Origin of the sequence: Pseudomonas sp. B21-009, from assembly GCF_024749345.1 — a bacterium.
In the GTDB taxonomy this organism is placed as follows: Bacteria; Pseudomonadota; Gammaproteobacteria; order Pseudomonadales; family Pseudomonadaceae; genus Aquipseudomonas.
The window spans coordinates 5,328,071-5,339,446 of sequence record NZ_CP087199.1; the positions used below are offsets into that span (position 1 = coordinate 5,328,071).

Genomic DNA, 11,376 nt, shown 5'->3' on the forward strand with positions numbered 1-11,376 from the left:
TTAACGGCGGCCGCCGGTCTGCTTGAGGAAATTGGCGAACAGCTCGTGGCCCTGCTCGGTGAGGATCGATTCGGGGTGGAACTGCACCCCTTCGATGTTCAGCTCTTTATGGCGCAGGCCCATGATCTCGTCCACCGAGCCGTCTTCAAGGGCGGTCCAGGCGGTCAGTTCCAGGCACTCGGGCAGGGTTTCGCGCTTGACCACCAGCGAGTGGTAGCGGGTGACGGTCAGCGGGTTGTTGAGGCCGGCAAACACGCCCTGGTCCTTGTGCAGCACCGGGCTGGTCTTGCCATGCATCACCTGGCGGGCGCGCACGACTTCACCGCCAAAGGCCTGGCCGATGGACTGGTGGCCCAGGCATACGCCGAGGATCGGCAGCTTGCCGGCAAAATGCTTGATGGCCTCCAGCGACACACCGGCTTCGGTCGGGGTGCAGGGGCCAGGGGAAACGACAATGCGCTCGGGGTTAAGGGCTTCGATCTGGGCGATGGTCAGTTCGTCATTGCGAATGACCTTGACCTCTGCACCCAGCTCGCCGAGGTATTGCACGACGTTGTAGGTAAAGGAGTCGTAGTTGTCGATCATCAGTAACATCTGGGTTCAACCTCTTGCATCTACTGACTTTGAATACATGCCTTTCGATGTGCCTGTGCTCGGTGCTACAGGTGCGAGCTTCCCGGTGCACACCAGCAAGCGCCGGTTACAGCAGGTAAAGCATTCAGAAAGGCAAAGCGGTACAGGGCCGGCTAACCGGCAAGAGATAAAGTCAGGCGCGCCAACGCCAACGGGCGTGGGCCTTGATAACGCGCATCAAGAGTTTGCTGACGATCAACACGGGGTAGGTCTCGTTCATACGTTCCCGCACAGTAGCCTACCGGCGCGGTCCACGCAATATGACGGTGGCATGCCGAAACGCTTTAGCGATGGAAGACGCGCGGAATGTTTTGCTAACGTCGTAAGGCGTCATCCGATAACAACAACGAAAAAGGATCTTTGCGATGTTGAACGCGCGCTCCCTGTTGCCTTGTGCATTCTCGCTGCTGGCCCTGGCCTGCTCCAGCGTCCATGCCGCCCCCTCCCCTTACTCAACTCTGATCGTCTTCGGCGACAGCCTTGCCGATGCCGGGCAGTTCCCCGACAGCAATGGCCCGGCGGGTTCCACCCAGCGCTTTACCAACCGGGTCGGGCCAACATACGCCAACGGCGAAGCCTTCGGCGCGGTTTCGCCCATGCTGCTCGGTGCCCAGCTGGGTGTTGCTGCGGCCGACCTGGGCGCTTCGACCTCGCCAGTCAATGCCGCGCTGGGTCGCCCGGACGGCAACAACTGGGCAGTGGGTGGTTACCGTACCGACCAGATTCTCGACTCGATCACCGGTACTTCCGATGTGATCATTCCACCGGGCAACCCCGGCGCCGGCACCGTGCTGCGCGAACGTCCGGGCTATCTGGCCGGTGGTCTGCGCGCCGACCCCAACGCGCTTTACTACCTGACCGGTGGCGGCAACGACTTCCTCCAGGGCCAGATCACCAGCCCGGCAACCGCCGCAGCTGCCGCCAATCGCCTGGCCGCCAGCGCCCAGGCCCTGCAACAGGGTGGCGCGCAGTACATCATGGTCTGGTTGCTGCCCGACCTGGGCCTGACTCCGGCCATCAACGGCACGCCGATGCAGGGCCCGGCTTCGCAGTTAAGTAGTATCTTCAACCAGCAACTGGTCGGCCAGCTGAGCCAGATTGATGCACAAGTTATTCCGCTCAATGTGCCGTTGCTACTACAGGAAGCCCTGGCTGCTCCGACGCAGTTCGGCCTGGCCAGCGGGCAGAACCTGGTCGGTACCTGTTTCAGCGGTAATGGCTGTGTGCAGAACGCAACCTACGGCATCAACGGTGCCACGCCCGACCCGAGCAAGCTGCTGTTCAACGATTCGGTCCACCCCACCAGTGCTGGGCAGGAGCTGATCGCCGACTACGCGTTTTCGATTCTTTCCGCCCCTTGGGAGCTGACGCTGTTACCAGAAATGGCCCACGCTAGCCTGCGCGCGCACCAGGATGAACTGCGCAACCAATGGCAAGGCCGCTGGCAGCCGGTTGGCCAATGGCAGGCCATCGTAGCCGCCGGGGGGCAGAACCTGGATATCGACAGCCAGCGCAGCTCGGCCAGCGCCGACGGCCATGGCTATAACCTGACCCTGGGCGGCAGCTATCGTCTGGACGAGGCCTGGCGTATTGGCGTGGCCACAGGCGTTTACCAGCAGAAGCTCGAAGCCGGCGGGCAAGACTCCGACTACAAGCTCGACAGCTACCTGGCAACCGCTTTCGTGCAGTTCCAGCAGAACCAGTGGTGGGCCGATGCCGCGCTGACCGGCGGGCACCTGGACTACAGCGACTTGAAGCGCACCTTCGCCCTGGGGGTAAATGATCGCAGCGAGAAAGGTGATACCGATGGCGAACTGTGGGCCTTCGCCGCACGCCTGGGTTATGACTTGGCAGCGCCCGGCAGCCAGTGGAGCCTTTCGCCGTTTGTCAGCGCCGATTATGCGCGGGTGAAGGTCGATGGCTATTCGGAGAAAGACAGCCGCGCCACTGCCCTGAGCTTTGACGATCAGGACCGCGAATCGCGGCGCCTGGGCCTGGGCTTGCAGGGCAAGTACCAGGCCGGGCCCAGCACCTTGCTGTTCGCCGAAGTCGCTCACGAGCACGAGTTCGAAGACGACCAGCAGGACCTGACCCTCCACCTCAACAGCCTGCCGGGCAACGACTTCACCCTGACCGGCTACACCCCGCAGAGCAATCTGAACCGGGCAACCCTGGGTCTGAGCCAGAGCTTGGCACCGGGCCTGGCCCTGCGCGGCAGCTACAACTGGCGCAAGAGCGACGAGCTGACCCAGCAGGGGATCAACCTGGCATTGAGCCTGCAGTTCTAGGGAAGGGAAACGGCGCCTGTTACCAACAGGCGCCGTGGATCAGGCTCAGTTGCGTGGCGTCTGCTCGGCCAGCGCCACCGCACGGAACATCGCCCGGCGCTTGTTGATGGTTTCTTCCCACTCGAGCGCTGGCACCGAATCGGCAACGATGCCACCACCCGCCTGCACGTGCAGCTCGCCGTCCTTGATCACCGCAGTACGGATGGCAATTGCGGTGTCCATGTTGCCGTTCCAGGCAAAATACCCCACCGCACCACCGTAGACGCCGCGTTTGACCGGCTCCAGCTCATCAATGATTTCCATGGCGCGGATTTTCGGCGCGCCGGACAAGGTGCCCGCCGGCAGGATGGCACGCAGGGCATCCATGGCGCTCAAGCCCTGCTTCAGCTCGCCGGTGACGTTGGACACAATGTGCATGACGTTGGAATAACGCTCGATCACCATCTTCTCGGTGACTTTGACCGAGCCGGTTTCCGACACCCGGCCGGCGTCGTTGCGGCCCAGATCGATGAGCATCAGGTGCTCGGCGATTTCCTTGTCGTCAGACAGCAAGTCTTCTTCCAGCGCGCGATCAGCCTCTTCGGTGGCGCCGCGTGGGCGGGTACCGGCGATCGGGCGCACGGTGACCAGGTTGTCTTCGACCCGCACCAGCACTTCCGGCGAGCTGCCCACTACGTGGAAGTCGCCGAAGTTGAAGAAGTACATGTATGGCGTCGGGTTGAAGCAGCGCAGCGCCCGGTACAGGTCGATCGGCGCGGCCTTGAAGTCGATGGACATACGCTGCGATGGCACCACCTGCATGCAGTCGCCAGCGAGGATGTATTCCTTGATGGTATCGACCGCACGTTCGTAGTCGCTCTGGGTAAAGCTTGAGCGGAACTCAGGTTCTGCCGGCAGCGGCCCACCCAGATCGAGGCCGCGACGCGGGGCGATAGGCTGGCGCAGTTGCTCAAGCAGGCCTTCGAGCCGGGCCAGGCCGTTTTCGTAAGCGTCTTGTTCAGCCGGATCGGCGAGGACAATGGCGTGCATCTTGCCGGCCAGGTTGTCGAACACCACCACGGCATCGGAGACCATCAGCAAGATGTCCGGCACGCCCAGCGGATCAGGGTTCGGGCACTTGCCCAGGCGCCGCTCGACATAACGCACGCAGTCATAACCGAAGTAGCCGACCAGGCCGCCGTTGAAGCGCGGCAGGCCGGCGATGGTCGGCACCTGGTAGCGCTCCTTGAAAGCTTCGACGAAGGCCAGCGGATCTTCCACTTCGTGCTGCTCGACCAGTTCACCGTCATGGGTGATCCGCACCTGGTGATCGTGCACACGCAACACGGTGCGGCACGGCAGGCCGATGATCGAGTAACGCCCCCACTTCTCGCCGCCCTGCACCGATTCGAGCAGGTAGGAGTTGGCGTGGTCAGCCAGTTTCAGGTAGATCGACAGCGGCGTGTCGAAGTCGGCCAGGGTCTCGCAGGCCAGGGGAATGCGGTTGTAGCCGGCAGCGGCCAGGCGCAGGAATTCTTCGCGGGTCATGATAGCCTCGTGGCAAGCAGCAGATGGGTCAGGCAGGCAAGCAGGCCGGCGTGGGCCGGCGGATAGCAGTCAGGCGCGCCAACGCCAGCGGGCCAGGGCCTTGATGACTTTCATCCAGAGTTTGCCGATAACCGCCACGATGGAATCTCGATCTGAGGGGGATTGAACGTCCGCCAACGTTATCCCAGTGGCCGGATCTAAGCAACCAGGCAACAGCGCGCGCAGGTCGTCGATGACCAGGCACGGCGCCTCTTCGCTGATCGGCCGGCCATGGTTGTAGCCATAGGTCAGGCCAACGCATTTGACCCCGGCAGCCTTGGCCGCCAGCACGTCGCTGCGCGAGTCGCCAACGAACAGCGCCTGCTCGGGCTCGACGCTGGCCATTTTCATCACGAACAGCAAGGCAGCCGGATCGGGCTTTTTCTGCGGCAGGGTGTCGCCGCCGATGATCCAGCGGAAATAACGGCCGATTTTCATCTGGTCAAGCAAGGGTGCAACGAAGCGCTCGGGCTTGTTGGTGATCAGGGCCATTTCCACGCCCTGCTTGTGCAACCACTTGAGGGTGTCGCGCACTCCGGGGTAGACCACCGTCAGCTCATGGCTTTCGGCGTAGGCCTGCATGAACAGCTCCAGGCCCCGTTCGGCTTCGTCGTCATCCACTGCGCCATGCTCGATGCCACCGGCCAGCGCGCGGCGCACCAGCACCGGCGCACCATTGCCGACCCAGTGGCGTACCGCTTCAAGGCCAGCGGGCGGACGGCCCATTGCGAGCAGCATGTTATCCACCGCCGCTGCCAGGTCCGGTACCGAATCGATCAGGGTACCGTCCAGATCAAACATCACCAGTTTGGGCAGGGCGCCGGGGAACAGCTGCTCGAAGCCACTCATGGGCGGGCCAGGGCCAGTTCGGCGTGCATCTTGGCAATCACCTCACGGTAGTCCGGGGTGTTGAAGATCGCCGAACCGGCGACGAAGGTGTCGGCGCCAGCAGCAGCGATTTCACGGATGTTGCCGACGTTGACGCCACCGTCGATTTCCAGGCGGATATCACGGCCGCTGGCGTCGATCAGCGCGCGGGCTTCGCGCAGCTTGTCGAGGGTGCCGGGGATGAATTTCTGGCCACCAAAGCCTGGGTTGACGCTCATCAACAGGATCATGTCGACCTTGTCCATCACGTACTTGAGGGTGTCGAGCGGAGTCGCCGGGTTGAATACCAGGCCGGCCTTGCAACCGCCGTCGCGAATCAACTGTAGCGAACGATCGATGTGCAGGGTGGCTTCCGGATGGAAGGTAATGTAGCTGGCGCCGGCTTCGATGAAGTCACCGATAATGCGGTCGACCGGGCTGACCATCAAATGCACGTCGATCGGTGCAGTGATGCCGTACTTGCGCAGGGCGGTGCAGACCATCGGGCCGATGGTCAGGTTGGGCACGTAATGGTTGTCCATTACATCGAAGTGAACGATGTCGGCACCCGCGGCCAGGACGTTGTCGACTTCCTCGCCGAGGCGGGCGAAGTCGGCAGAAAGAATCGAGGGGGCAATAGCGTAGGGCTGCATGGCGCACCTGTAGGCAGAATCACAGTGGCGCGCATTGTACCTCAGGCAAACGCTCAGGGGCTGACCGGTATCAAGGCGGTCGACGGGTGCTCATCGCGGGGCAAGTCGACTCGACTCGCCCCGCGAACGATCTCAACCCGGCTGCTGGGTACGCAGCTTCTCGCTGCGCCCACGCAACCACTCCAGGGTCAGCAACAGCACCACCGAGAAGGCAATCAGCAAGGTTGCAGCGGCGGCGATGGTCGGGCTGAGGTTCTCGCGAATGCCGCTGAACATCTGCCGTGGCAGGGTCGCCTGCTCGGGGCCGGCAAGGAACAGGGTGACCACCACTTCGTCAAAAGACGTGGCAAAAGCGAACAGCGCCCCGGAGATCACCCCCGGCGCAATCAGCGGCAGGGTAACCCGCCGGAAGGTGGTCAGCGGCGAGGCGCCCAGGCTGGCGGCGGCACGCACCAGGTTATGGTTGAAGCCCTGCAGGGTCGCCGAAACGGTGATGATGACGAACGGCACGCCCAACACCGCATGCACCAGGATCAACGAGATAAAGCTGTTGCCCATGCCCAGCGGAGCAAAGAACAGGTAGCTGGCCACACCGATGATCACCACCGGCACCACCATGGGCGAAATCACCAGGGCCATGATCAGCGACTTGCCGGGGAAATCACCGCGGGTCAGGCCGATCGAAGCCAGGGTGCCGAAGATCATCGCCAGCACCGTGGCCGCCGGGGCGACGATGATGCTGTTCTTCAGCGCGCGCATCCACTCGGCGGAGGCGAAGAAGTCGTGGTACCACTGCAGCGAAAAGCCCTGCAGCGGGTAGACCAGGAAGCTGCCGGAGTTGAACGACAGCGGAATGATCACCAGCACCGGCAACACCAGGAACAACAGGATCAGCCCGCAAAGGATGCGCAAGCTGTAGAACCAGACCCGCTCGACGGGCGACATGTAGGGGCTCAGCATGACAACGCTCCTCAGCTCAGGCGCAGGCGGCTGGCGCCGACCAGCCAGCTATAGATCAGGTAAAGCAGCACGGTGGCCAGCAACAGCAGGCCGCCCAGCGCGGTCGCCATGCCCCAGTTGATGCTGGTGTTGGTGTAGAAGGCCACGAAGTAGCTGACCATCTGGTCGTTGGGGCTGCCGAGCAGCGCCGGGGTGATGTAGTAGCCGATGGCGAGGATGAACACCAACAGGCAGCCCGCGCCTACGCCGGCGTAGGTTTGCGGGAAGTACACCCGCCAGAAGCTGGCGAACGGATGACAGCCCAGGGATATCGCCGCACGCATGTAGGTGGGCGAAATGCCCTTCATCACGCTGTAGATCGGCAGGATCATGAACGGCAGCAGGATGTGCACCATGGAGATGTACACCCCGGTGCGGTTGAACACCAGTTCCAGCGGTTTGTCGATGATGCCCATGGCCATCAGCGCGCTGTTGATCAGCCCGCCCGATTGCAGCAGCACGATCCAGGCCGCAACCCGCACCAGGATCGAGGTCCAGAACGGCAGCAGCACCAGAATCATCAGCAGGTTGCTCTGCCGGGTCGGCAGGTTGGCCAGCAGGTAGGCCAGCGGATAGGCCAGCACCAGGCAGATGGCGGTGATGACGAAGCCCATCCACAGGGTACGGGTGAAGATGTCCAGGTAAATGGCCTGGTCCGGGGTGGCCTTGGCCAGCTCGCCGAGGTCATCGATACGATGGTCCAGGGCCGCCAGCAGGTAGAACGGGGTGACGCTACTGGTGTTACGGCGGATCGCCTGCCAGTAGGCCGGATCGCCCCAGCGCTCGTCCAGTTCCTGCAGGGCTTCTTTATAGGAAGCCGGCTCGGTCTTGAACGGCAACGCTCGCGCGGTCTTGGCCAGCAGGCTGCGATAGCCGGCCAGCTCCATGTTCAGACGCTTGGAGGTATCGCCCAGGGTCTGGTTCTTGCGTGCTTGCGCGAGGTCTTCGCTTAGCGCCTTATATACCGCCTCCCCTGGCAGGCCCTTGCCGTCCCACTCGGCCACAGCCGTCACAGTCAGCGGCAAGCCGCCGACCACTTCCGGGTTGCCCACGCTCTTGTACAACAGCGCGGCAATCGGCACGAGGAACACCAGCAGCAGAAACAGCGCCAGCGGTGCGATCAGCGCTTGCGCCTTCCAGCGGTTGACCCGCTCGGCACGCTTGAGACGCTGCTTGAGGTTGGAACCGGCGCCTTCATTCAGGGGCACTGCGATGGCCATAGCGAACTCCGAAATCTTGAGAACAAGGAGCGCCGGCGGCAAGCCGACGCCCCATCAGCAGCCCTTACTTGGCAGCCCAGGCGTTGAAGCGTTGCTCCAGCTGCTCGCTGTTGTCGGCCCAGAACGCCACGTCGATCTGCACCTGGTTGGCAATGTTTTCCGGGGTGGTCGGCATGTCTTTCTTGATCTCGTCGGACAGCAGCGCGACGGCCTTGGAGTTGGCCGGGCCGTAGGCGATGTTCTCGGAGTAGGTCTTCTGCTGTTCAGGCTGGACCGAATAGGCGATGAATTTCTTTGCCTGTTCAACATCCTTGGCGCCTTTGGGGATGGCCCAGGCGTCGAAGTCGTAGATACCGCCGTTCCATACGACTTTCAGGTTGCTCTCTTTTTGCACCGCGGCAATCCGGCCGTTGTAGGCCGAGCTCATGACCACGTCACCCGAGGCCAGATACTGCGGCGGCTGGGCACCGGCTTCCCACCACTGGATGCTCGGCTTGAGCTCGTCGAGTTTCTTGAAGGCGCGGTCCTGGCCTTCTTTGGTGCCAAGCACCTTGTAGACGTCCTTGGGCGCAACGCCGTCGGCCATCAGGGCAAACTCGAGGGTGTACTTGGCGCCTTTGCGCAGGCCGCGCTTGCCCGGGAACTGCTTGGTGTCCCAGAAGTCGGCCCAGCTGGTCGGCGCGGTCTTCAGTTTGTCGGCGTTGTAGGCCATGACTGTGGACCAGACGAAGAAGCCGACACCGCACGGCTGGATAGCGCCGGGAACATAGTCGGACTCGTTACCGAACAGCGCCGGATCAAGCTCTTCGAACATGCCTTCGTCGCAACCACGGGCCAGCTCCGGCGACTCGACTTCCACCAGGTTCCACGACACGCTCTTGGTGTCGACCATGGCTTTGACCTTGGCCATTTCACCGTTGTACTCGCCAGCGACGATCTTGCCCTTGCCCGCCTTCTCCCATGGCTCGTAGAACGCCTTGACCTGGGCCGCCTTGTTGGCGCCGCCGAAGGAAATCACGGTCAGGTCGGCCGCCATGGCCTGGCTTGCCGCAAACAGGCCCAGGGTCAGGGCGGTCAACTTCAAGTGCTTGAGCATTATTATTCTCTCCACAGAACAGGGTTGGTGAAGCAAACCTTCAATTGGCTTCCAGCAGAGGATCGAGCGCGCGGGCGTGCTCCACCTGCCAGCCAAGCGGTACCACATCGCCCACGGCCAGGGCCGGGTCGAGTTCGGCAATCGGCTGCTTCACGAAGAAATCGGCCTTGCCGCAGACTTCCAGGCGTACCCGCACGTGGTCGCCCAGGTAGATGAATTCGGCCACGCGCCCGGAGAAACGGTTGACGCAGCTTTCGCTGTGGCCGTTGAGGCGCACGCGCTCGGGGCGGATCGACAGGGTTACCGGCTCGCCGGCCTGGCCGACATTGACCGCCAGCGCCTCGACCTTCTCGCCGCGCGGCAGCAGCACCTGGCAACGCTCGCCATCGTGGCTGAGCAAGCGGCCATTGATGCGGTTGTTTTCGCCGATGAAGTTGGCGACGAAGGTGTTTTTCGGCTCTTCATACAGGGTGCGCGGGTCGGCGATCTGCTGGATCTCGCCCTGGTGGAATACCGCGACGCGGTCGGACATGGTCAGCGCTTCGCCCTGGTCGTGGGTCACGTAGACCACAGTGACGCCCAGGCGCTGGTGCAGGTGCTTGATCTCCATCTGCATGTGTTCGCGCAGTTGCTTGTCCAGAGCGCCCAGCGGTTCATCCATCAGTACCAGCTGCGGCTCGAACACCAGCGCCCGGGCCAAGGCCACCCGTTGCTGCTGGCCACCGGAAAGCTGGCCCGGATAACGCTGGGCGAAAGCGTCGAGCTGGACCATGTTGAGCACGCGTTTGACCCGCTCGCTGATGTCGGTCTTGCTCAGGTTGCGCACGCTCAAAGGGAAGGCCAGGTTCTCGGCCACGGTCATGTGCGGAAACAGCGCGTAGTTCTGGAACACCATGCCGATGTCGCGCTTGTGCGGCGGCACGTTGTTAATGGAACGGCCAGCCAGCTGGATCTCGCCTGCAGTCGGCGTTTCGAAGCCGGCGAGCATCATCAGGCTGGTGGTTTTGCCGGAACCGGACGGGCCGAGCAAGGTGAGAAACTCACCCTTGCGGATATCCAGGTTGAGGTCTTTGACGATCAGCGATTCGCCGTCGTAGCTCTTCTGCACACCACGGAAGCTGACCAGCACTTCGCCGGTTGCAGCGCTCGAATTCACCTCACTCATACCCGCACCTTTTTGTTGGATGACTGCTGTATCCAAAGCCTAGTGAAGGCGGCAAGCGGCGCAAATCGGCGGTGGAGAGAGATTGATATCAGCAGGATGGAAGGCTTGGGGTAGGGATTGCCCTACAAGAGTGACGTTTTTGGATATGTGCATGGCAGGTTCAATGCTATCGCGGGTCAAGCCCGCTCCCACGGTACCGCCCCCTGTGGGAGCGGGCTTGACCCGCGATGAGCTCAGCGCAATGTCGCTTCTGGAACACTCACAACAACTTGTGCTCCATCGCGTACTTCACCAGTTCCGCCAGCGAGGTGACGTTGAGCTTCTGCATCAGCCGCGCCTTGTGGGTGCTGATGGTCTTGTTGCTCAGCGCCAGTTGCTGGGCAATATCGTTGACGTTAGCGCCCTGGGCCAGGCGCTCGAACACCGAGAATTCGCGCTCAGACAGCAATGAATGCAGCGGCCGGGCATCGGTGAGGCCGACCTCGAAGACCATGCGGTCAGCCAGGTCCGGGTCGATGTAACGCCCGCCACCGGCGACCCGACGAATCGCGGTGAGCAGCAATGCCGGATCACTGTCCTTGGTGGCGTAGCCGGCAGCGCCGACTTTCAGCGCCCGCGCTGCCATCTGCGCTTCGTCGTGCATCGACAGCACCAGGATCGCCGGTGGGTTGTTCAAGGCGCGAATCCGCGGGATCGCCTCCAGGCCATTGACCCCGGGCATGGAAATATCCAGCAGCACCACCTCACACTCGGTATGGCGCAAGGTTTCCAGCAGCTGTTCGCCATTGCCGGCCTCCCCTGCTACCTGCATGTCCTTGGCCAGGCCGATCAACTGCTTGATGCCTTCACGGACAATGGTGTGGTCTTCGGCAACCAGTACTCGAATCAC

Annotated in this window: 10 protein-coding genes; 1 reads left to right on the plus strand and 9 read right to left on the minus strand. The window is 62.5% G+C overall.

Annotation, left to right across the window (positions count from 1 at the left end; translation table 11 throughout):
• Window positions 1–594, minus strand: a complete 594-nt coding sequence (locus LOY34_RS24710; protein ID WP_195885148.1) for an aminodeoxychorismate/anthranilate synthase component II — start codon at window positions 592–594, stop codon at window positions 1–3.
• Window positions 595–1,001: 407 nt separating this feature from the next.
• Here LOY34_RS24710 and estP point away from each other — a divergent pair, with 407 nt between their 5' ends.
• On the plus strand, window positions 1,002–2,921 hold the full coding sequence (gene estP, locus LOY34_RS24715; protein ID WP_408980919.1) for an esterase EstP: 1,920 nt from the start codon (window positions 1,002–1,004) through the stop codon (window positions 2,919–2,921).
• Between the two features lie 45 nt (window positions 2,922–2,966).
• On the opposite strand, the gene trpE is transcribed toward estP, so the two are convergent.
• The 8 genes from trpE to LOY34_RS24755 form a co-directional block, all read right to left on the minus strand.
• A complete protein-coding gene (gene trpE / locus LOY34_RS24720; RefSeq protein WP_045199317.1) occupies window positions 2,967–4,448 on the minus strand; it encodes an anthranilate synthase component I in 1,482 nt (493 codons plus the stop codon).
• Window positions 4,449–4,517: 69 nt separating this feature from the next.
• The gene (locus LOY34_RS24725; protein ID WP_045199315.1) at window positions 4,518–5,336 is read right to left on the minus strand and encodes a phosphoglycolate phosphatase; all 819 of its coding nucleotides are present in this window, start codon (window positions 5,334–5,336) and stop codon (window positions 4,518–4,520) included.
• Entirely contained in the window at window positions 5,333–6,007 is a 675-nt protein-coding gene (gene rpe, locus LOY34_RS24730; protein ID WP_045199313.1) for a ribulose-phosphate 3-epimerase, read from the minus strand. Before rpe ends, LOY34_RS24725 begins: the two co-directional genes overlap by 4 nt.
• A 132-nt stretch (window positions 6,008–6,139) precedes the next feature.
• The gene (locus LOY34_RS24735; RefSeq protein WP_045199311.1) at window positions 6,140–6,967 is read right to left on the minus strand and encodes an ABC transporter permease; all 828 of its coding nucleotides are present in this window, start codon (window positions 6,965–6,967) and stop codon (window positions 6,140–6,142) included.
• Window positions 6,968–6,978: 11 nt separating this feature from the next.
• Entirely contained in the window at window positions 6,979–8,226 is a 1,248-nt protein-coding gene (locus LOY34_RS24740; RefSeq protein ID WP_045199309.1) for an ABC transporter permease, read from the minus strand.
• Window positions 8,227–8,290: 64 nt separating this feature from the next.
• Window positions 8,291–9,322, minus strand: coding sequence for an ABC transporter substrate-binding protein (locus tag LOY34_RS24745; RefSeq protein WP_195885150.1), 1,032 nt, complete (start codon window positions 9,320–9,322; stop codon window positions 8,291–8,293).
• Between the two features lie 40 nt (window positions 9,323–9,362).
• Window positions 9,363–10,487 carry an ABC transporter ATP-binding protein gene (locus tag LOY34_RS24750; RefSeq protein WP_038998451.1) on the minus strand — a complete coding sequence of 375 codons (1,125 nt, stop codon included), beginning with the start codon at window positions 10,485–10,487 and terminating at the stop codon, window positions 9,363–9,365.
• A gap of 259 nt (window positions 10,488–10,746) precedes the next feature.
• On the minus strand, window positions 10,747–11,376 hold the full coding sequence (locus tag LOY34_RS24755; protein ID WP_093378971.1) for a response regulator transcription factor: 630 nt from the start codon (window positions 11,374–11,376) through the stop codon (window positions 10,747–10,749).